The following is a 19,658-nucleotide window of genomic DNA, read 5'->3' on the forward strand; positions in this document are numbered from 1 at the left end:
GGCATGAACTACGTCAGGCTAGCCCGCCCGCGCCGCCGCCCAGTCGCCGATGCGGTGCAGCAGCGCCTCGTCCGACGCGTGCTCGGCGTGGCCCATACCGGGTTCCAGCCAGAGTTCGCCGTGGTCACCGGCCGCGTCGGCCAGCATCCGGGGATGGTCGAGGGGGAAGTAGCCGTCCCGGTCGCCGTGCACGACGAGCAGCGGCGTCGGCGCGATCCGCCCCACCGCGTCGACCGGCGACAGCGGCACCGGGTCCCAGTCGCGGTGGTGGATACGGGTGCGCAGGCCGTAGCGGCCCACCAGGCGTCCGGCGGGTCGCATCACCAGCCAGTGCAGCCGCCGCATGGGGGCCGTACCCCGGTAGTACCAGCGGGCGGGGGAGCTGACCGACACGACCGAGTCCGTGCCCGCCGCGTCGTCGTCGGCGTACAGCGCGGCGTGCCGCAGCACCACCGAGCCGCCCATGGAGAAGCCGACGGTCACCACGCGCCCGTGCCCGAAGCCGCGCGCCCAGGCGACCGCCGCCGCCAGGTCCAGCACCTCGCGGTCGCCGACGGTGGACCGGCCGCCGGACGCGCCGTGGCCCCGGAAGGAGAACGTGACGACGGCACCGTGCCGTGCGAACGCCGCCGCGATCCGCCGCACGTGCGGCCGGTCCGCGTCGCCCGTGAAACCGTGCGCGACGACGAACACCAGGTCAGCGGCTTCCCGTCCGGTCTCGCCCGGCTCGTACACCGCGTCGATCCGGACCCCGTCGGCCGTACGGAGGAAGGTGCGCGCGGGCGTGCGGCGCGGCGCTCCACGGGGCGTCTCGGGATCCGGACGATGGTCCGGACGACGGGTGGAACGCGCCACATGACCTGCCGGTCGGTTGCTCATGTCGGCTATTCTCCTGGGATGAGGACTCGGGCAACGTAGCCCCCGGGTCCTTTTGTGCTTTCGGGAGCGGTGCCGGGCGCTCACCCGGCGTTCACCTCCCGGACGCGCGGCGGAGCCCACGGGCACGGACTCCGCATCCGCACGAACCTGTACGAAGCAGTGCCGCAAACGTCCTCGCAGGGACCCAGGAGGAACCAGACGTTATGGGCGAGCGAACCGGGCACGACCACAAACCGTCCCAGGCAGGTGGGGCGCGATGAGTTCCCTACTGCTCCTGACCAACGCCCTCCAGCCGTCGACGGAGGTGCTCCCCGCCCTCGGCCTGCTGCTGCACAACGTACGCGTCGCCCCGGCCGAGGGCCCCGCCCTCGTCGACACCCCCGGCGCCGACGTCATCCTCGTCGACGGCCGCCGCGACCTCCCCCAGATCCGCAGCCTGTGCCAGTTGCTGCGGTCCACCGGGCTCAGCTGTCCGCTGGTCCTCGTCGTCACCGAGGGCGGCCTCGCCGCCGTCACCGCCGACTGGGGCATCGACGACGTGCTGCTGGACACCGCCGGTCCCGCCGAGGTCGAGGCCCGGCTGCGGCTGGCCACGGGCCGCCAGCAGATCGGCGGCGACGACTCCCCCATGGAGATCCGCAACGGCGACCTGTCGGTGGACGAGGCGACGTACTCCGCCAAGCTCAAGGGGCGGGTCCTGGACCTGACCTTCAAGGAGTTCGAGCTGCTGAAGTACCTCGCCCAGCACCCGGGCCGGGTGTTCACCCGCGCGCAGCTGCTCCAGGAGGTGTGGGGCTACGACTACTTCGGCGGCACCCGCACGGTCGACGTGCACGTACGGCGGCTGCGCGCCAAGCTCGGCCCCGAGCACGAGTCGCTGATCGGCACCGTCCGCAACGTCGGCTACCGCTTCGTCACGCCGGAGAAGCCCGAGAAGGGCGAGAAGAGCGAGAAGGGCGAGAAGGGCGAGCAGCGCGCGGCGACGGAGGGGCCCGACAAGGAGCGGTCCGAGAAGGCGCGGTCCGGGAAGGACGAGGCGGCGGCCGCGAGGTCATCCAAGGTGTGATACTCCCTGCCCGGAGCGGGTCCATCCGCGTAGACTCCGCGCGTGGCCAAGGTGACTCGGGATGACGTGGCGCGACTGGCGGGGACTTCGACCGCCGTCGTCAGCTATGTCATCAACAACGGACCCCGGCCGGTCGCCCCGGCCACGCGCGAGCGTGTACTCGCCGCGATCAAGGAGCTGGGGTACCGCCCCGACCGGGTCGCCCAGGCGATGGCGTCGCGGCGCACGGACCTCATAGGCCTGATCGTGCCGGACGCGCGCCAGCCGTTCTTCGCGGAGATGGCGCACGCGGTCGAGTGGGCCGCCTCCGAGCGCGGCAAGATGGTGCTCGTCGGCAACTCCGACTACGTCGGCGAGCGCGAGGTCCACTACCTGCGTGCCTTCCTCGGCATGCGCGTCTCCGGCCTCATCCTGGTCAGCCACGCGCTGAACGACAACGCCGCCGCCGAGATCGACGCCTGGGACGCCCGGGTCGTCCTGCTGCACGAACGCCCCGAGGCCATCGACGACGTCGCCGTCGTCACCGACGACCTCGGCGGCGCCCAGCTCGCCGTACGCCACCTGCTGGAGCACGGGTACGCGTACGTCGCCTGCATGGGCGGCACCGCCGAGACGCCGTCCGTCGGCGACCCGGTCTCCGACCACGTCGAGGGCTGGAAGCGCGCGATGAAGGAGGCCGGGCTGTCCACCGAGGGCCGGCTCTTCGAGGCGCCGTACAACCGCTACGACGCGTACCGCGTGGGCCTGGAGCTGCTGGCCGGGCCGCAGCGGCCGCCCGCGATCTTCTGCTCCACCGACGACCAGGCGCTCGGCCTGCTGCGGGCGGCCCGCGAGCTGCGCATCGACGTGCCGGGCGAGCTGGCCGTGGCGGGCTTCGACGACATCAAGGAAGCCGCCCTGGCCGACCCGCCGCTGACGACGGTCGCCTCGGACCGGTCGGCGATGGCGCGGGCCGCCGTGGACCTGGTCCTGGACGACGGCCTGCGCGTGGCGGGCTCCCGGCGCGAACGGCTGAAGCTGTTCCCGTCGCAGCTGGTGCTGCGGCAGTCCTGCGGCTGCGCGTAGGGGCGTCGCGCAGGGGCGTCGCGCAGGGGCGTCGTGCAGGGGCGCCCGGCGGGGCGCCGACGGTCGTCCTTACATCGGGCATACGAGGTTCTGCCGGGCTTCTCAGACAGCACTCAGGCCGCTCTCATACGGGGGCGGGAAGCTCATGGACATGACCGAGAGCCTCCGCCACAACGGCGAGTACGAGCACGCGAACCCCTACCAGGGGACCCCTCAGCACGCCTCCTCTCCCGTCAACCCCGCATGGCCGCCCCCGCCGGCACAGCCGCCCGCGCCCCCCACGCAGCCCGAGCAGCCCGAGCAGCCCGAGCAGCCGCACCGGAAGCGGTCGGCCCGGCGCGGCCCCGCCGCCCTGCTCGTGGCCGTGGCGATCGTCGCGGCGGCCGTCGGCGGCGGCACGGCGTACGGCATCCAGGAGCTGACCGGCGGCGACACCGTCGTCGCCGGCTCCACCAGCACCAACGTGGTGCCCTCCAGCCAGAAGGGCACCGTCTCCGGGGTCGCGAAGGCGGTCAGCCCGAGCATCGTCGAGATCAGCGCCACCTCGAACGCCGGATCGTCGACCGGCTCCGGCGTGATCATCACGGACGACGGCGAGATCATCACCAACAACCACGTCGTGTCCGGCGCCTCGTCCGTCAAGGTGCGCACCAGCGACGGCAAGCAGTACACCGCCCAGGTCGTCGGCACCGACAGCAAGAAGGACCTCGCGCTGATCAAGCTGGACGACGCCTCTGGCCTCCAGGCCGCGACCCTCGGCGACTCCGAGGCCCTGAACGTCGGCCAGCAGGTCGTCGCGATCGGCTCCCCCGAGGGCCTGACCGGCACCGTGACCAGCGGCATCGTCTCCGCGCTCGACCGCGACGTGACCGTCTCCACGGACGAGGGCCAGCAGCAACAGCAGCAGCAGCAGCGGCAGGGACAGGGCGGCGGTTGGCCGTTCGAGTTCGGCGGCCAGGAGTTCAACGGCGACACCGGATCGTCCACGACGACGTACAAGGCGATCCAGACCGACGCGTCCCTCAATCCGGGCAACTCCGGCGGCGCGCTGATCGACATGAACGGCAACATCATCGGCATCAACTCCGCGATGTACTCGGCGACCGAGTCCTCCGCGAGCGCGGGCAGCGTGGGCCTCGGCTTCGCCATCCCGGTCAACACGGTGAAGGCCGACCTGCCCGCACTGCGAGCGGGCGCGAACAACTGACCGGGCACGAGCCACTGACCGGGCCGGAGAACGTGCGACGCTGAAGGCGTTGGCAGCCCCCGTACCCACCGCATCCGAGGATTCCCAGACCATGAGCCCCGCAGACGGCGACCGCGACCGTGAGATCCAGCGCATCCTGATCGTCGACGACGAGCCGGCGGTCCGCGAAGCCCTCCAGCGCAGCCTCGCCTTCGAGGGATACGACACCGAGGTCGCCGTCGACGGCGCCGACGCCCTGGAGAAGGCGGCGGCGTACCGGCCCGACCTCGTCGTCCTGGACATCCAGATGCCCCGCATGGACGGCCTGACCGCCGCCCGCCGGATCCGCGGCGCGGGCGACCTGACGCCGATCCTCATGCTGACGGCCCGCGACACGGTCGGCGACCGGGTGACCGGCCTCGACGCCGGCGCCGACGACTACCTGGTCAAGCCCTTCGAGCTGGACGAACTGTTCGCCCGCATCCGCGCGCTGCTGCGCCGCAGCTCCTACGCCCCGGCCGCCCTGGCCACCGCCGAGGACGACGACGTGCTGGCCTTCGCCGACCTGTCCATGGACCTGGCGACGCGCGAGGTACGGCGGGGCGGGCGGCCGGTGGAACTGACCCGCACGGAGTTCACCCTCCTCGAGATGTTCATGGCGCACCCGCGCCAGGTCCTCACCCGCGAGCAGATCCTCAAGGCGGTGTGGGGCTTCGACTTCGAGCCGTCGTCGAACTCCCTCGACGTGTACGTCATGTACCTGCGCCGCAAGACCGAGGCCGGCGGCGAGCCGCGCCTCGTGCACACCGTCCGCGGCGTCGGCTACGTCCTGCGGCAGGGCGGCGCCGAGTGAGAGCCCTCGCCCGCCGGGTCCGGGCGCTGCCCATCCGGGCGCGGCTGTCGCTGCTGGTGGCGGCCGCGGTGGCGTTCGCGGTGGCGGCGGCGGCGATCGCGTGCTGGTTCGTGGTCAAGAGCGTGCTGGTCAGCTCGCTGGACGAGGCCCTGAAGGCGAACCGCATGGACAGGGATCAGGTGAGCCAGTACGTGAACCTGCGCACCGGCCTCTGCGCCCACGACCCGCTCACGCACGAGCAGAACCCCTACGGCTCGTCCGTGCAGCTGGTGGCCCGGCAGAACTCGAACTGCCTCATCATCGGCACGGAGGAGGTGCCGCTCACGGACGCCGACCGCGCCGTGGCCGAGGGATCCTCCACCAGCGCGCTGCACGACGCCACCGGTTCCAACGGCACCCAGTACCGGGTCTTCACCTACACCGTGCCCGACCTCCCGGGCGTCGCGGTGTCCGCCGCGCGACCGCTGAGCGAGGTGAACAGCTCGCTCAGCAACCTCGCGCTGGTGCTCGTCTTCGTCGCGGGCGCCGGTGTCGTGGGCGCGGGCGCCGCCGGCCTCTGGGTGGCCAGGACCGCCCTGCGCCCCGTCGACGAACTGACCCGCGCCGTCGAACACGTCGCCCGCACCGAGGACCTCGCCGTCCGCATCCCCGTCGAGGACGACAGCGACGACGAGATCGCCCGTCTCTCCCGCTCCTTCAACAGCATGACCTCGTCCCTGGCCAGCTCCCGCGACCTGCAGCAGCAGCTCATCGCCGACGCGGGCCACGAGCTGCGTACGCCCCTCACCTCGCTCCGCACCAACATCGAACTCCTCACCCGCAGCGAGGAGACCGGCCGCCCGATCCCGGAGGCCGACCGCAAGGCGCTCCTCGCCTCGGTGAAGGCCCAGATGACGGAACTGGCCGCGCTCATCGGCGACCTCCAGGAACTCTCCCGCCCCGACACCGGCCAGCACGAGGGCCGCACCCGCATCCTCGCGTGGCACGACGTCGTCGAGTCGGCCCTGCGCCGTGCCCGCCTGCGCGGCCCCGAGCTGACGATCAACGCGGACGTCCGGCCCTGGTACGTACGGGCGGAACCGGCCGCCCTGGAACGCGCGGTCGTCAACATCCTGGACAACGCGGTGAAGTTCAGCCCGGACGCCGGCACGGTCGACGTACGCCTCGCCGACGGCGTCCTCACCGTCCGCGACCACGGCCCCGGCATCCCCGCCGAGGAACTCCCTCACGTCTTCGACCGCTTCTGGCGCTCCCCGAGCGCACGCGCCCTGCCCGGCTCGGGCCTCGGCCTGTCCATCGTGGCCCGGACCGTGCAGCAGGCGGGTGGCACGGTGAGCCTGACTCGGGCGGCCGAGGACAGCGGTGGCGGAACGGTGGCGACCGTACGGCTGCCGGGGGCGCCGGTACCGCCGCCGGAGGTGGACGCGGCCGACGGGGGTCAGTGGTAGCCGAGCATGCCGGGAGCGTCGATGCCGACGGTGAGGAAGCCCGGTGGGTAGAGATCCTCCTGCCCGGTCAGGATGATCGACATGCCCCCCGAGTCCAGGTGTGGCGTCGCCACGTAGAGCGCGTGACACGTATCGGAACCACCCCAGCCGTCCCGCACCATCCCGCCGACCGTGATGGCCGCGACCTGGCCGAGCGGATCGACGTGCAGGCCCGGAAGCGCCATCAGCGCGCCTGCGACGTTCGCCTCGCTCTCCTCGGCCTTCATGAGGCACAGCGCCGGGAGGTGCAGCCAGTCACCCGGCGTGTGAGCGACGTTGTCGGCGAGGCGGTGGAGGGCCTCGTGGCCATGGGCGAGCGCCAGGGCCGCGCCCGCGTCGAGAATGATCACGCGGCTTGATCCCCGAGGGCCCGGGTCTTGTCCGCCGCCATCGCGTAGATGTTGGCCAGCACGTTCGGTCCGTTCTCGAACTCCTCGTCGCTGAGTGTGCAGCCCAGCCGTTCACGCAGCACCGTGCGCGTGGCCGCCACCCGCTCCGCGATCTGCTCCGCCGTCGGCTGCTCCGAGGCCAGCTGCTCGACCAGCTGGCCGAGGGTCATGCCTCGCTCCTTGGCGACCTGCGCGAGGTGGTCGCGGGCCTGGCGGGACACCTGAATGGTCGTGTTCTCTGCCATGGCCCCACCATAGTCACCTCACGGCCAGAAGGCCGCCGTCCGCCGCTCCCGCCACCCGAGGGTGCCTACGGCACGCCGTCCGCTTGACCCCTTAGGTCGAGCCCGTCGATTTCGCGTCGCACGCCTGCCTGGTCGATGACCGCGGGGCCGAAGAGCGTGCCTGAGAGCCCGGCCACGATCGTGTGCTCGTCGATCACCGCCTTGAAGGACGTCTCCCGCACTGACGCACGGGACAGGTCGGCACCCTCCAGCCGGGTGCCGGCCAGCGAAGCGCCGTTGAGTCCGGCTCTCCCGGCTCGCGGACGACATCGAGGAGGCCCAGTTGGACTCGGGCGAGCAGGTACTCACGGGTGCCAGGGCGGTGCTGGCCGATCGGAAGGCCGGTGAGCGGGCGGTGCGGTTCGCGTTGACCAGGGCGCCGGAGTCCCTGGAGGACGTACTCCGCGACTCGGTCAGTCGCGGGGAGCGCGTCCAGGCTGGTCCCTGGTGACGGGGCGCAGTCCGGCCAGCAGGACGTCGAGCAGGTGCTCGGCCCGCTGAGGCGCTGTGTCGTCGGTGCGGGTGAGGAGTTGGTAGAGGACGGAGCCGATGAGGGCGTCGGCGACGGCTTCGAGGTCCGCGTCGGCCCTGGCCGACGCGCTCGAAGCCCACCGCGCCCACTACCAGGTCGCGGACCGCGCCGACGGTCCGGACGCTTCACTCGACCTCGACGTCCTCGCCCTGGCCTGCCACGCCCGCCGCCGCGGCTGGGAGATCCGCGTGGAATCCCCCTACCTCCCGCGGGACCTCCTGCGGGCCGCCGAACCCTTCTAGCCGGCCGGACGGCAGAGGTCGGCCCGTGGTGGGGCCGGCGGCACAGGCCGCCTTGCCCTGGTCGCTTGAAAACGAGGACGATTCGGGCCGACTTGTTCACACCCCGCTCATGAGAGCGCACCGTGAACATCACACGCCATTCGTCCTCGTTTCGAAGGGGGTGCACCGCGCCACGGCACGGTGCACTCCCGCGGCCGGTGGCCGGCCGGCTACTGGACGACCGTGATCCGGTCGGCCGCCGGCGGGGCGATCGGGGCGGTCGCCGACGAGTTGGCCGTCAGGTACTGCTCCAGCGCCGTCAGGTCGTCCGCGCCGACGAGTTCGTTCGCGCCCTCGCCCAGCGTGGTGAAGCCGTCGCCGCCGCCCGCGAGGAAGCTGTTCGACGCGACGCGGTAGGTGGCCGTCGGATCGACGGGCGCACCGTTCAGGCAGATGGAGTCCGTGACGACGCGGTCCGCGCCCGTCTTCGTCAGGTCCAGGGTGTAGGTCAGGCCGGAGGAGACCTGGAGGATCTTCGGGGCCGCCTCGTTCGGGCCGCTGACCTGCTCCTTCAGTACCTGGATGAGCTGGGCGCCCGTGTAGTCCTTCAGGTTCACCGTGTTGGCGAAGGGCTGGACCGTGAAGCCCTCGGCGTACGTGACGACACCGTCGCCCTCGGCGCCGGAGGCCGTGTAGGTCAGCGGGGCGCGGATGCCGCCCGGGTTCATCAGGGCCAGGTCGGTCTCCGGGTCCTGGGTCCTGCCGTACGCGAGTTGCGCGTCGGCGATCAGGTCGCCGAGCGGGGACTCGGTGCCGTTCCGGTCGATGTCGCCGGAGATGTAGCCGACGGGGCGGTTGCCGATCGGGGCGGCGAGGGTGTTCCACCGGTCGATCAGCCGGGTCATGTCCGGCGCCTTCGGCACGTCACGGGTGACGACGTGGTTCGCCGACTTCACCGACGTACGGGCGATGTCACCCGTGCGGCGGTCGTACGTCAGCGTCGTGTCCGTGTACAGGCGGCCGAAGGACGAGGCCGAGGTGACCATGCGGGGGTTGCCCGCCGGGTCGGGGATCGTGCAGACGTACGCGTTGTGGGTGTGGCCGGTGACCAGCGCGTCGACCTGCGGCGTGACGTTCTCGGCGATGTCGACGATCGGGCCCGAGATGCCGTCGCCCGCGCCCGGGGAGTCGCAGTCGTAGTTGTAGGAGGACGAGGCGGGGAATCCGCCCTCGTGTATGAGGGCGACGATCGACTTCACGCCCTGGCGCCGGAGTTCCTCGGCGTACTTGTTGATCGTCTCGACCTCGTCCTTGAACCGCAGGCCCTTGACGCCCTCGGCCGAGACGATGTTCGGGGTGCCCTCCAGGGTCACGCCGATGAAGCCGACCTTGACGCCGTTCTGCTTCCACACCCAGTAGGGCTTGAGGATCGGCTTCTTCGTCTTCTCGTCGAGGACGTTGGCCGCGAGGTACGGGAAGTCGGCGCCCTTGAACTTCGTGTCGCTGTAGCAGCCCTCGGTGGGGTGGCAGCCGCCGTTCTGGAGGCGGGCCAGTTCCTTGGCGCCCTCGTCGAACTCGTGGTTGCCGACGCTCGTGACGTCCAGGTCGAGCTTGTTCAGCGCCTCGACGGTCGGCTCGTCGTGGAAGAGGCCGGACAGGAGCGGGGAGGCGCCCACCATGTCGCCGCCGGCGGCGGTGACGGAGTAGCGGTTGCCCTTACGGGCCTCGCGCAGGTGGGTGGCCAGGTACTCGATGCCGCCCGCGTCGATCGTCTTCGTCGTGCCGTCCGGCTGGACCTCGGTGACGCGGCCGGAGGAACCGGCGGGCGGCTCCAGGTTGCCGTGCAGGTCGTTGAAGGAGAGGAGCTGGACGTCCTGGTAGCGGCCCTGGCCATGTCCGTGGCCGTGGCCGTGGCCGTGGCCGCCGTGACCGCGGTCGGCTCCGCCCGTGCTCGCCGACGCCGGCAGCGCCGCCGCGGCGAGCGCCCCGGCGGTGACGACGGTGGCGGCCGCGACGAGCAGACGGCTCGTACGACGTCTGCGGCGCGGCTCGTGCGGCTGTGCTGTGGTGGCTGACATGCGCCCCCCTGTGGGTGTGCGTGGCGCGAGCCGCTGAGGAGACGGCTCGTCGGCGCAGCAGCCTAGAGTCAACGCGCGTAGCGCGACAGGGGCTTCCGGGTTACAGCCTGGTTTAACTTCCCCCGCGCATTCATCCCCGTCCTGGTCCCCGTCCTGGTCCCCGTCCGCTGCCGCCGCTTTGCCGGGTCCGCCCTTTACGCTCGTATCCATGACCAGCGACGACACTGTGCGGCCCGGCCGCCCCCGCTCGATCGAGACCCTTGCCGAACTGGCCCCGGAGCAGACCGACGCCGTCCTCGCCCTGCTCACCGAGGCGGCCCGGAACGACGGGCAGCATGCCGTGTCCGAGCAGGGCAGGCTGCACCTGCGCGGGCCCGCGCGGGAGGGCATCGCGCATCTCCTGCTCACCGTCGAGGGCGGTGAACTCGTCGGCTACGCGCAGTTGGAGGGCACCGACCCGGTCGAGCCGCCGGCCGCCGAAATGGTCGTGCACCCCTCGCACCGGGGCCAGGGGCACGGACGGGCACTGGGCTCGGCGCTGCTCGCCGCCTCCGGCAAGCGGCTGCGGGTCTGGGCACACGGCGGCCACTCCGCCGCCCGGCATCTCGCGCAGGTCCTCGGGCTGGCCCTCTTCCGCGAACTGCGTCAGATGCGGCGCCCGTTGGCCGACCTGGACCTGCCGGAACCGCGGCTGCCGGAGGGCGTGAGCGTACGCGCCTTCGTGCCCGGCCAGGACGACGCGGCCTGGCTGTCCGTGAACGCGGCCGCCTTCGCCCACCACCCCGAGCAGGGCTCGCTCACCCAGCGCGACCTCGACGACCGCAAGGCCGAGCCGTGGTTCGACCCGGCGGGCTTCTTCCTCGCCGAGCGCGACGGCGAGCTGATCGGCTTCCACTGGACCAAGGAGCACGCCGAGGAGGGGCTGGGCGAGGTCTACGTCCTCGGCATCCGCCCCGACACCCAGGGCGGCGGCCTGGGCAAGGCCCTGACCACGATCGGCCTGCGGCACCTGGAGGGACGGGGGCTGCCCACGGCGATGCTGTACGTCGACGCGGACAACAAGGCCGCGGTGTCCGTCTACGAGCGCCTCGGATTCGTCACCCACGAGACGGACCTCATGTACCGCACGGAGACCTGAGCCCTCTCCGCCGAAGCCGCGGAGGCAGGGGGCAGGGGGGACGGGGGGACGGGGGCGGGCGCGGGCACGCGCGGGTCCCGGCGCTTCAGCGACCGGTCCTGCGGCCCAACGGCTCCGGCCCGCACACCGCGCCCACCACGGCCACCGCCACCGCCAGCACCGCCCACCGGTCGTGCGCGACGGGCCAGCGCGGATCGTCGGCCTGGACGAACAGCGCCCACCCCTCCGGTGCGAGGAGGGGGGCGAGCACGGCTATGAGCAGCAGGGACGCGGCGACGAACGGCCCCGGACGCGTCTCGTCCGTCAGCCGTACCGCCAGGGCGGCGGAGGCGAACGCCAGGGCGGCCACCGCCACCGCCTCCAGGGTCGTCGCACCGACCGGGGGCCGGGACGCCGAGGGGGTCAGGAGCAGTACGGCCGTCCACCACAGCGCGGCGAGCGGCGCGACCAGGGCCAGCCGCAGCGCCTGCCGGACCGGCCGCCGGGTCGGGACGGGCACGGTGAGGTGGCGGGCCGGGTCGTCCAGCAGGAAGGCCAGGCCGAGCGCACCGATCAGGGCGACGCCCCGGAGCAGCAGCAGCGTCTGCCAGGGCGCCGGTTCGGCGCCGGTGGCGAGGGGGGTGCCGGCGACCAGCAGGCCGAGGGCCCCGGCCGCCCCCAGGGCCCGCCACGGAAGCGTGCGCCACACGGGCCCGATCAGGTCCACCGTCATTCCTCGCACGAGTCCGCCTTCTTCGGAGCGGCCACGCCCAGCAGTTCGGCGGCGCGGGCGGTCGTGACGCCCGGCGCGGTCAGTTCGGCCCAGTGCTCCTTCACCCGCGCCCCGGTGCCGGCGGTCGGCTTCTCCAGCAGGCGCCGTACGACGTCGGTCTGGCCCTCCGTCATGGACAGCGGGTCGGTGGGCGACAGGACGATCGCCGCCCCCTTCACACTGTCGTCGAGGCGGACCCGGCGCAGGGCGTCCATCGGGTCGTCCTGCCAGCTCAGGGAGAGCCACATGACGGTGACCATCCGCCCGTCGCAGATCTCGCTGCCCGCCGCCTCCGTGCCCGCGACGAGGACGGCGGCGACGGCACTGGAGAACTCGGGGACCCGGTTGCCGCCCCAGGCGGTGCCCACGGTCACCCGGTGGGCGTCGGTCAGTGCGGGGATCGCGGCGTCCGTCCCCGGCCCGTACCGGGCGTCGATCCGCTGGCGCACTTCGAGCGGCCGCTGGTGCGCGGAGCCGCCGGCCAGGGACTGGACGTGGTCCACGACTGCGGCCCAGGCGCCGGTGCGCGGCCCCCACTCGGGGAAGGCGCAGTACGTCGACCGGCCGTGTTCGGCGCAGGTCAGCTCGGGGCGCACCGAGGCACGCTCACGGGCCGCGGTCAGCTCCGGCGAGGCGGTCGCGCCCTCGGCCTGGAGGATTCCGCCGGTCACCGCCGCGGCGAGGCTCAGGGCGAGGCCCGCCCGGACGGCCGCGCCGCGCCCGCCGGCGACGGCCGTCGCGAGGAAGGCCACGCACAGGGCCGCCCCCGCCAGGTACAGGGCGTGCCAGGCGGCAGGGCGCCCGAGCAGGTCGGAGGGCAGGGTGTCGGGGCCGGTGACGGAGACGACCGGTGCCAGCCAGGACAACCCGCTCGCCTCGCTCGGCGCGGTACCGAGGACGAAGGCGAACAGCAGCAGGACCACCAGCAGCGGCGCGGCGAACGCCGACCGTGTCAGCCGGCCGAGCAGCACCCCGAGCGCCCCGAACGCCAGCACCGTCAGCGGCCCCACGGCCAGCTCGGCCGGTGAACCGTGCCCGATCGCTCCCGGCTTGAGCGCCTCCCAGGTGAACTGCCCGGCCACGCACACGGCGGTGAGCAGGGCGGCCGGTACGACGGACAGCGCGTGGGCCGCCGCACGGTGCCAGGGCTGGAGGGCCAGCACCGAGAAGTGGGGTTCGGTGCCGTACCGCTCGGAGCGTACGACCGCGCGGGCGGCGCAGAGCAGGACGGCCAGGCCGACGAGCATCGGCATGGACTGGGTGGCGCGGTCGGCGTCCTGGAGGGCTGGGTTGCCGTCCGAGGAGTCCCGGGTGCGCCAGACGATCCACGCGACGTACGCCACGAAGGCGATGACGACGGGGATGCTCAGCAGCAGCCGGCGGGCTTCGAACCGGGCCAGGGCGAGCACGGCCCGCGTCCGGCGTTCCCGGAGCGGCGCCCGTACGGGCAGGGCCTCCTCCACCAGTGCGGCGCTCACGCCGCCACCTCCGTGTCCGCGTCGTCGAGGACGAGCAGGTAGCCGTCCTCCAGGGTGGGTTCGGCGGGCTCGGCACCGGGGGGCGGGTCGCCGACGTTACGGAAGGAGCCGGTGCCGGTGCGCCATCCGGCTCTGGCGCCGGGGTCCTTCTCCTTGCTGCTCCACACCCGGCCGGCTGCCCGCGCCGTCAGCTCGGCCGGGGTCCCGTCGAACCGCACCGCCCCGGCCGCCATGACGATCACCCGGTGGCAGAGCATCGCCACGTCCTCGGTCTGGTGGGTGGACAGCAGCACGGTCCGTCCCTCCCCCGCCCCGGCGATCAGCTCCCTGAACCGCATCCGCTGCTCGGGGTCGAGACCGACGGTCGGCTCGTCGAGCACCAGGAACCCCGGGTCGCCGACCAGCGCGGCGGCCAGCGCGACCCGCTGCCGCATGCCTCCGGACAGCTTCTTGATCCGGCGCCCGCGCACGTCCCCGAGGTCGACCTCCTCCAGGACGCGCCGCACCTCGCGGTGCCGCTCCCGACGGTCCGCCAGCTCCTTCAGGATCCCGACGTAGTCGACGAACTCGAAGGCGGTGAAGTCGGGGTGGAAGCCGGGCGCCTGCGGCAGGTACCCGAGCCGCCGCCGCACCTCCTGCCGGCCGCGCGAGGTCCTGGGGTCGTGCCCGAGCACGCTGAACTCCCCCCGGTCGGCGGGCACGGCGGTGGCGAGCACGCGCAGCAGCGTGGTCTTCCCGGCGCCGTTGGGCCCGAGCAGCCCGGTGACGCCCTGGGCCAGCTTCAGCGACACGTCGTCGAGGGCGCGGGTGCGTCCGTAGCGGAGGCTGAGCCCGGACGCGGAAACAGTGGGGGTCATACGGAACTCCCGTACGTGAAAGGGGTCAGAGGGAAGGGGCCGGGGGAGGGGCCGGGGGTGGGTGCGGGGGTGGGTGCGGGGGCGGGGCTCACACGGTGCCGCGCGCGGAGACGTCGAACCGGTCGCGGAACAGGAACAGCAGCCCGGCGCCCACCGCCGCCACGAGCATGGACACGCCCTGTCCGGCCGCGGTGAACGGCGCCAGCACGCCGTCCTCGGACGTGCGGGCGGCGTCCGCGGCGAGCAGCACGGCGGCCCAGGCGCCCACGAGCACGGACGGCGCGATCACCGGACCGAGCCGGGGCGTCAGCACGAGCCCGGTCGCGGTGAGAGCGAGCCCGGGCAGCAGCCAGGCCAGGGCGGCCGGCCCGTACCCCGGCAGGGCGAGGCTTGCCAGTCCGCCCACACCGAGCGCCACGACGAGCACGGCGACCGTACGGATCATCAGCAGCCGGAAGCCGTGCATCGGCGAGACGACGGCCATCTCGTACGTGGGGTCCAGCGCGGGCCCGTAGGCGAGCGCCACCGAGACCAGCGGCAGCAGGGGCGCGCAGGCCAGGAACAGGACGGGCCGGCCGGCGGCTCCGGCCGAGACGGCCACGAGGAAGGTGACCAGCAGCACGGCGGCGAGCGCGCCGAACCAGGACCGGCGCAGTATGGGGGTAGCCGCGAGGAGCCGCGCGGTGCCGTCGCCCGCGCCGCACCGCACCAGGAGCCTCTCGAACCGGCCCGGACGGGGCACGTCCAGCTCGGCGTCGAGCCGCTCCCAGCCCGCGTCCAGCGCGGCGGTGTCGCTCACCTCGGCGAGGACACCGCGGCAGGTGTCGCAGGAGGTCAGATGGGCGTCGGCGGACCAGAGTGCGGGTGCCGCCAGCTCCCCCCGGGCGTAGGCCCGCAGGTCTTCCTCGTCCACGTGCCAGGTGTCCCGGCGACGGCTGTCCTCGTTTCTCATGCCAGCGCCTCCCGCAGCTGTCGGCGGGCACGCATCGCCCGCGTCTTGACCGTGCCCGGCGGGATGCCGAGCAGGACGGCCGCCTCACGGGTGGTCAGCCCGTCCACGACGGTGGCCTGGAGCACCGCGCGCAGCTCCGGCGACAGCCGTATGAGCGCACCGGCGAGATCACCGTGCTCGACCCCGGCGAGGACGCGCTCCTCCGCCGAGACCTCGTCCCGGTGGCGCAGCCGCGCCAGCGCCTGCCGCAGCCGCCCGCGCGCACCGTCGCCGCGCAGCCCGTCGATCAGCCGCCGCGACCCGATCCGCCACAGCCACCCGGCCACGTCGCCCTCCTCCCGGTACCGCGCGCTGCCGCGCCACACCGCGAGGAAGGTCTCCTGCACCACGTCGTCGACCATGGGGGCGTCGGCGCAGCGGCTGCGCATGCGGGCGGTCAGCCACGGGGCGTACCGGCGGTACAGCTCCTCGAAGGCACGCCGGTCGGCATCCGCCGCGACGGCCCGCAGCAGCTCCCCGTCGCTTCTCGTTTCGCTCACATCTCCTCATCGCACGAGCCCGGCCGACCGGTTCACACGATCTCAGGGAAGTTCGCGGCGACCTTCCGGAGGCCCGCCGCTATCCCGCACGTCATGTCCCCGTAACCGTTGATTCAGACAGCCTTGCGACGCTCACCGAATGAAGCCGACCGAGCCCGAGCCTTCCGTGCCCTCCGACGCGCCTGACACGCGCGTGGCGCGGAAGAATGGGTTCATGAGGCAGCCGAACAGCCAGGCAGAGGTCCAGCACACGCAGCCCTCCGTGGGCTCCATCGCGGCGCACCGCCCGGAGACCGTGGCCGCCGCGGTCTCCGGACTGGAGCCGGACATCGACGCCGACCTCGACGCGTACGAGGAGTCGGAGGAGGAGTCCCAGGACGGCGGCGCCCGGCTCCCCCAGGGGCGTTTCCTGGACCGCGAACGCAGTTGGCTCGCGTTCAACGAACGGGTGCTCGAACTCGCCGAGGACCCGAGCACGCCCCTCCTGGAGCGGGCCAACTTCCTCGCCATCTTCGCCAGCAACCTGGACGAGTTCTTCATGGTCCGCGTCGCCGGTCTCAAGCGCCGGATCGCGACCGGCGTCGCCACCCGCTCCGCCTCGGGCCTCCAGCCCCGCGAGGTCCTGGACATGATCTGGGCCCGCTCCCGCGAACTCATGGCCCGGCACGCCGCCTGCTTCCACGAGGACGTCGCCCCGGCGCTCGCCGAGGAGGGCATCCACCTGGTCCGCTGGAGCGAACTCGCCGAGAAGGAGCAGGCCCGCCTGTTCACCCTCTTCCGGCACCGGATCTTCCCGGTCCTCACCCCCCTCGCGGTCGACCCGGCCCACCCCTTCCCCTATATCTCGGGGCTGTCCCTCAACCTCGCGGTCGTCGTCCGCAACCCGGTCACGGGCCACCGCCACTTCGCCCGCGTCAAGGTCCCGCCGCTGCTCTCCCGCTTCCTGGAGGCCTCCCCGGGCCGCTACGTCCCCATCGAGGACGTGATCGCCGCCCACCTGGAGGAGCTGTTCCCGGGCATGGAGGTCCTGGAGCACCACACCTTCCGCCTCACCCGCAACGAGGACCTGGAGGTGGAGGAGGACGACGCGGAGAACCTCCTCCAGGCCCTGGAGAAGGAGCTGATGCGGCGGCGTCTGGGCCCGCCCGTCCGCCTGGAGGTCGAGGAGTCCGTCGACCGCGAGGTGCTGGACCTCCTGGTGCGCGAGCTGAAGATCGGCGAGGCGGAGGTCTACCCGCTGCCCGGCCCCCTGGACCTCACCGGCCTCTTCCGCATCCACAGCATCGACCGGCCCGAGCTGAAGTACCCGAAGTTCGTCGCGGGCACCCACCGCGACCTGGCCGAGGTGGAGTCCGCGTCCGCGCCGGACATCTTCGCCGCGCTGCGCTCCAAGGACGTCCTGCTCCACCACCCGTACGACTCCTTCTCCACCTCCGTTCAGGCGTTCCTGGAGCAGGCGGCCACCGATCCGGACGTCCTCGCGATCAAGCAGACGCTGTACCGGACGTCCGGCGACTCCCCCATAGTCGACGCGCTCATCGAGGCGGCCGAGGCGGGCAAGCAGGTCCTCGTCCTGGTGGAGATCAAGGCCCGCTTCGACGAGTCCGCCAACATCAAGTGGGCCCGCAAGCTGGAGGAGTCCGGCTGCCACGTCGTGTACGGCCTGGTGGGCCTGAAGACCCACTGCAAGCTCTCCCTGGTCGTACGGCAGGAGGGCGAGACGCTGCGCCGCTACAGCCACGTCGGCACCGGCAACTACCACCCGAAGACGGCCCGCCTCTACGAGGACCTGGGCCTGCTCACCTCGGACCCGCAGGTCGGCGCGGACCTCTCCGACCTGTTCAACCGCCTCTCCGGCTACTCCCGGCGCGAGACCTACCGCCGGCTGCTCGTCGCGCCCAAGTCGCTGCGCGACGGCCTGGTCTCCCGCATCCACAAGGAGATCCAGCACCACCGGGCCGGGCGCCCCGCCTACATCCGCATCAAGGTCAACTCGATGGTCGACGAGGCCGTGGTCGACGCCTGCTACCGCGCGTCCCAGGCGGGCGTGCCGGTCGACGTGTGGGTACGCGGCATCTGCGCGCTGCGCCCGGGAGTGACGGGCCTGTCGGAGAACATCCGGGTCCGTTCCGTCCTCGGCCGCTTCCTGGAGCACTCCCGGGTCTTCTCCTTCGGCAACGGCGGCGAGCCCGAGGTCTGGTTCGGCAGCGCCGACATGATGCACCGCAACCTCGACCGCCGGATCGAGGCCCTGGTCAGGGTCACCGACCCGGCCCACCGGGCGGCCCTGAACCGCCTCCTCGAGAACGGCATGTCCGACACCACCGCCTCCTGGCACCTCGGCCCGGACGGCGACTGGACCCGGCACGCCACCGACGCGGACGGCCAGCCCCTGCGCAACATCCAGGAGATGCTCATAGACGCCCGGAGGCGCCGGCGTGGCACAGCGACACCTTGACCCGACGGACCCCGCGGCGACCACCGGACCGCCGCCACGCGCGCACGCGAACGCGAACACGAACACAGGAGCGCACACGAACGCGAGCACGGGCACGGGCACGCACGCGAACGCGACCACGGGCACGGCCCCCGCGGGCACGGCCCCGGCGGCGGACCCGGGCCCCGGCGCGGGCCCGGGCGCGGGCCCCGGCGCGGGTGCGGACCTTCACGCGGGCGCGCACCCGCGCGCCGGAGTGCACGCGACCACGCGCCCCTCCCGGCCGCCGTGGCCGCCGACCAGGACACCGGCGCGCTGGCGGCCTACCTGCGCGCCCAGGCCACGGAGTTCCTGCGCGCCCTGCGCCGGCACCGCGAGTCGGGTCCGGGGACGAGCACGGCGCCGGGGACGGGACCGGGCACGAACGGCACGTCCGGCCCCGGCCGCCCGGCCGCCGCCGAGGACGACGTGGACGCGGCCCGCGCCCTGCGCCGCGCGGCCCGCCGCATCAGCGGCACCCTGCACACCTTCCAGCCGCTGCTGGATCCCGACTGGGCGGAGGGCATGCGCCCCGAGCTGGCCTGGCTGTCCGGCACGCTGGCGCTGGAACACGCCCACGCGTCCCGCCTGGAACGGCTGCTCCAGGCCCTGCACCGACTGTCCGGCTCGTCGGCGCTCCCGGCCCCGCGACCGCTGGGGCGGGCCTCCGGTGCCGCCACCGTGCCGACCGGTGTGCCCGTCGTCCGCCAGGCGCCCCCGGACCGCGGCAACCTCACGGTGGGCGCGGCCAAGGCGGGCGCACTGCTCGACCGGCAGCTGACCCTGGCCCGCACCCGGGCGCACTCCACGGCCCTCCAGGCACTGGGCAGCAGCCGCTTCCACGCCGTGGCGGACAAGGTCGCCCTGCTCGCCAGCGAGGTCCCCCTGCGCCTCACCGGCCACCCCGGCCGCGCCACCGCCCCCGAGACCGCGCCCTTCGACCTGCGCCCGCTGGCCGCCGCCGCGCACGGGCGCCTCACCGACGCGGTGGCCGCGCTGCCGCTGGTCGCCGCCGGCAGTCCGTACAACGCCCAGGCCCTGGTCCACGGGCTCTCGCCCGACCCGGCCCCGCACCCCCAGGACGCCCCGTGGCACCAGGTCCGCCTGCTGCTGCGCCTGCACCGCTACGCCCTGGAGGCACTGGCCGGCGGGGACGCCGGGAGCGCCGGGAGCGCCGAGGACACGGTGGACGTACGCCTCCTCGCGGCCGGTGAGGCCCTGGACCGCCACCGCGACGCCTCCGAGGCCGCCGCGGCCGCCGCCCAGGCCGCCCGTACGCCGCGCATCGCCCCGGCGACGGCGTACGCGCTCGGCGTGCTCCACGCCGACCAGCGGCATGAGGTGGAGGCGGCGCGGTACGCGTTCCAGCACAGCTGGCGCAAGGAACCGATCAGGCTGCCGTAGGACGACGGGAGGTGTGAGCGAGC

General features: G+C 73.3%; 18 protein-coding genes and 1 pseudogene. 9 read left to right on the forward strand and 10 right to left on the reverse strand.

The window, feature by feature from the left end:
* Positions 1–18 precede the first annotated feature (18 nt).
* On the reverse strand, positions 19–879 hold the full coding sequence (locus BJ961_RS34515; protein WP_271416694.1) for an alpha/beta hydrolase: 861 nt from the start codon (positions 877–879) through the stop codon (positions 19–21).
* Between the two features lie 256 nt (positions 880–1,135).
* Between BJ961_RS34515 and BJ961_RS34520 the strand changes: the two genes are divergently transcribed.
* The 5 genes from BJ961_RS34520 to BJ961_RS34540 all read left to right on the forward strand — a co-directional run bounded on the left by BJ961_RS34520 (position 1,136) and on the right by BJ961_RS34540 (position 6,497).
* Complete coding sequence (locus BJ961_RS34520) at positions 1,136–1,945, forward strand: response regulator transcription factor (RefSeq protein WP_271416695.1); 810 nt, start codon at positions 1,136–1,138, stop codon at positions 1,943–1,945.
* Between the two features lie 42 nt (positions 1,946–1,987).
* Positions 1,988–3,010, forward strand: a complete 1,023-nt coding sequence (locus BJ961_RS34525) for a LacI family DNA-binding transcriptional regulator (RefSeq protein WP_271416696.1) — start codon at positions 1,988–1,990, stop codon at positions 3,008–3,010.
* Positions 3,011–3,161: 151 nt separating this feature from the next.
* On the forward strand, positions 3,162–4,217 hold the full coding sequence (locus tag BJ961_RS34530; protein WP_381158695.1) for a S1C family serine protease: 1,056 nt from the start codon (positions 3,162–3,164) through the stop codon (positions 4,215–4,217).
* 91 nt (positions 4,218–4,308) lie between these two features.
* Positions 4,309–5,049: a response regulator transcription factor gene (locus BJ961_RS34535; protein WP_271416698.1), complete on the forward strand. Its 741-nt coding sequence runs from the start codon at positions 4,309–4,311 to the stop codon at positions 5,047–5,049.
* On the forward strand, positions 5,046–6,497 hold the full coding sequence (locus BJ961_RS34540; RefSeq protein ID WP_271416699.1) for a sensor histidine kinase: 1,452 nt from the start codon (positions 5,046–5,048) through the stop codon (positions 6,495–6,497). Before BJ961_RS34535 ends, BJ961_RS34540 begins: the two co-directional genes overlap by 4 nt.
* On the opposite strand, the gene BJ961_RS34545 is transcribed toward BJ961_RS34540, so the two are convergent.
* The 3 genes and pseudogenes from BJ961_RS34545 to BJ961_RS34555 form a co-directional block, all read right to left on the reverse strand.
* Positions 6,488–6,886: a hypothetical protein gene (locus tag BJ961_RS34545; protein ID WP_271416700.1), complete on the reverse strand. Its 399-nt coding sequence runs from the start codon at positions 6,884–6,886 to the stop codon at positions 6,488–6,490. The genes BJ961_RS34540 and BJ961_RS34545 overlap by 10 nt on opposite strands.
* Positions 6,883–7,170, reverse strand: a complete 288-nt coding sequence (locus tag BJ961_RS34550; protein ID WP_271416701.1) for a hypothetical protein — start codon at positions 7,168–7,170, stop codon at positions 6,883–6,885. Before BJ961_RS34550 ends, BJ961_RS34545 begins: the two co-directional genes overlap by 4 nt.
* A 65-nt stretch (positions 7,171–7,235) precedes the next feature.
* Positions 7,236–7,439 (reverse strand): annotated as a pseudogene (locus tag BJ961_RS34555) (hypothetical protein); the annotation flags it as partial.
* Positions 7,440–7,758: 319 nt separating this feature from the next.
* On the opposite strand from BJ961_RS34555, the gene BJ961_RS34565 reads away from it, so the two are divergent.
* Complete coding sequence (locus BJ961_RS34565; protein WP_271416703.1) at positions 7,759–7,983, forward strand: Imm49 family immunity protein; 225 nt, start codon at positions 7,759–7,761, stop codon at positions 7,981–7,983.
* A 209-nt stretch (positions 7,984–8,192) separates the two neighbouring features.
* Here BJ961_RS34565 and BJ961_RS34570 read toward each other — a convergent pair whose 3' ends face one another.
* Positions 8,193–10,040, reverse strand: coding sequence for a bifunctional metallophosphatase/5'-nucleotidase (locus BJ961_RS34570; protein ID WP_271416704.1), 1,848 nt, complete (start codon positions 10,038–10,040; stop codon positions 8,193–8,195).
* A 208-nt stretch (positions 10,041–10,248) separates the two neighbouring features.
* On the opposite strand from BJ961_RS34570, the gene mshD reads away from it, so the two are divergent.
* Positions 10,249–11,178 carry a mycothiol synthase gene (mshD, locus tag BJ961_RS34575; protein ID WP_271416705.1) on the forward strand — a complete coding sequence of 310 codons (930 nt, stop codon included), beginning with the start codon at positions 10,249–10,251 and terminating at the stop codon, positions 11,176–11,178.
* Positions 11,179–11,263: 85 nt separating this feature from the next.
* Here mshD and BJ961_RS34580 read toward each other — a convergent pair whose 3' ends face one another.
* From BJ961_RS34580 to BJ961_RS34600, 5 genes are all read right to left on the reverse strand, one after another.
* Complete coding sequence (locus tag BJ961_RS34580) at positions 11,264–11,890, reverse strand: ABC transporter (protein WP_271417260.1); 627 nt, start codon at positions 11,888–11,890, stop codon at positions 11,264–11,266.
* Entirely contained in the window at positions 11,887–13,407 is a 1,521-nt protein-coding gene (locus BJ961_RS34585) for an ABC transporter permease (RefSeq protein WP_271416706.1), read from the reverse strand. The genes BJ961_RS34580 and BJ961_RS34585 overlap by 4 nt, the downstream gene beginning before the upstream one ends.
* Positions 13,404–14,264, reverse strand: coding sequence for an ABC transporter ATP-binding protein (locus tag BJ961_RS34590; protein ID WP_271416707.1), 861 nt, complete (start codon positions 14,262–14,264; stop codon positions 13,404–13,406). Before BJ961_RS34590 ends, BJ961_RS34585 begins: the two co-directional genes overlap by 4 nt.
* An 88-nt stretch (positions 14,265–14,352) precedes the next feature.
* Positions 14,353–15,216: a cupin domain-containing protein gene (locus BJ961_RS34595; protein WP_271416708.1), complete on the reverse strand. Its 864-nt coding sequence runs from the start codon at positions 15,214–15,216 to the stop codon at positions 14,353–14,355.
* Positions 15,213–15,755 (reverse strand): RNA polymerase sigma factor, encoded by a 543-nt coding sequence (locus tag BJ961_RS34600; RefSeq protein WP_271416709.1) that lies wholly within the window; start codon positions 15,753–15,755, stop codon positions 15,213–15,215. Before BJ961_RS34600 ends, BJ961_RS34595 begins: the two co-directional genes overlap by 4 nt.
* 214 nt (positions 15,756–15,969) lie before the next feature.
* Between BJ961_RS34600 and BJ961_RS34605 the strand changes: the two genes are divergently transcribed.
* Positions 15,970–18,213, forward strand: coding sequence for an RNA degradosome polyphosphate kinase (locus BJ961_RS34605; protein ID WP_271416710.1), 2,244 nt, complete (start codon positions 15,970–15,972; stop codon positions 18,211–18,213).
* 267 nt (positions 18,214–18,480) lie between these two features.
* Entirely contained in the window at positions 18,481–19,635 is a 1,155-nt protein-coding gene (locus tag BJ961_RS34610; protein WP_271416711.1) for a CHAD domain-containing protein, read from the forward strand.
* The last annotated feature ends 23 nt before the right edge of the window (positions 19,636–19,658 follow it).

It is taken from the genome of Streptomyces lienomycini, assembly GCF_027947595.1.
Classification (GTDB): Bacteria; Actinomycetota; Actinomycetes; order Streptomycetales; family Streptomycetaceae; genus Streptomyces; species Streptomyces lienomycini.

Excerpts from the sequence above, each read along its gene's own strand:
- BJ961_RS34565 (WP_271416703.1), top strand. The coding sequence starts at position 7,759 with ATGAGGGCGTCGGCGACGGCTTCGAGGTCCGCGTCGGCCCTGGCCGAC.
- BJ961_RS34570 (WP_271416704.1), bottom strand. The coding sequence starts at position 10,040 with ATGTCAGCCACCACAGCACAGCCGCACGAGCCGCGCCGCAGACGTCGT.
- BJ961_RS34580 (WP_271417260.1), bottom strand. The coding sequence starts at position 11,890 with ATGACGGTGGACCTGATCGGGCCCGTGTGGCGCACGCTTCCGTGGCGG.
- BJ961_RS34515 (WP_271416694.1), bottom strand. The coding sequence starts at position 879 with ATGAGCAACCGACCGGCAGGTCATGTGGCGCGTTCCACCCGTCGTCCG.
- mshD (WP_271416705.1), top strand. The coding sequence starts at position 10,249 with ATGACCAGCGACGACACTGTGCGGCCCGGCCGCCCCCGCTCGATCGAG.
- BJ961_RS34535 (WP_271416698.1), top strand. The coding sequence starts at position 4,309 with ATGAGCCCCGCAGACGGCGACCGCGACCGTGAGATCCAGCGCATCCTG.
- BJ961_RS34550 (WP_271416701.1), bottom strand. The coding sequence starts at position 7,170 with ATGGCAGAGAACACGACCATTCAGGTGTCCCGCCAGGCCCGCGACCAC.
- BJ961_RS34605 (WP_271416710.1), top strand. The coding sequence starts at position 15,970 with ATGAGGCAGCCGAACAGCCAGGCAGAGGTCCAGCACACGCAGCCCTCC.
- BJ961_RS34590 (WP_271416707.1), bottom strand. The coding sequence starts at position 14,264 with ATGACCCCCACTGTTTCCGCGTCCGGGCTCAGCCTCCGCTACGGACGC.
- BJ961_RS34595 (WP_271416708.1), bottom strand. The coding sequence starts at position 15,216 with ATGAGAAACGAGGACAGCCGTCGCCGGGACACCTGGCACGTGGACGAG.
- BJ961_RS34530 (WP_381158695.1), top strand. The coding sequence starts at position 3,162 with ATGACCGAGAGCCTCCGCCACAACGGCGAGTACGAGCACGCGAACCCC.
- BJ961_RS34520 (WP_271416695.1), top strand. The coding sequence starts at position 1,136 with ATGAGTTCCCTACTGCTCCTGACCAACGCCCTCCAGCCGTCGACGGAG.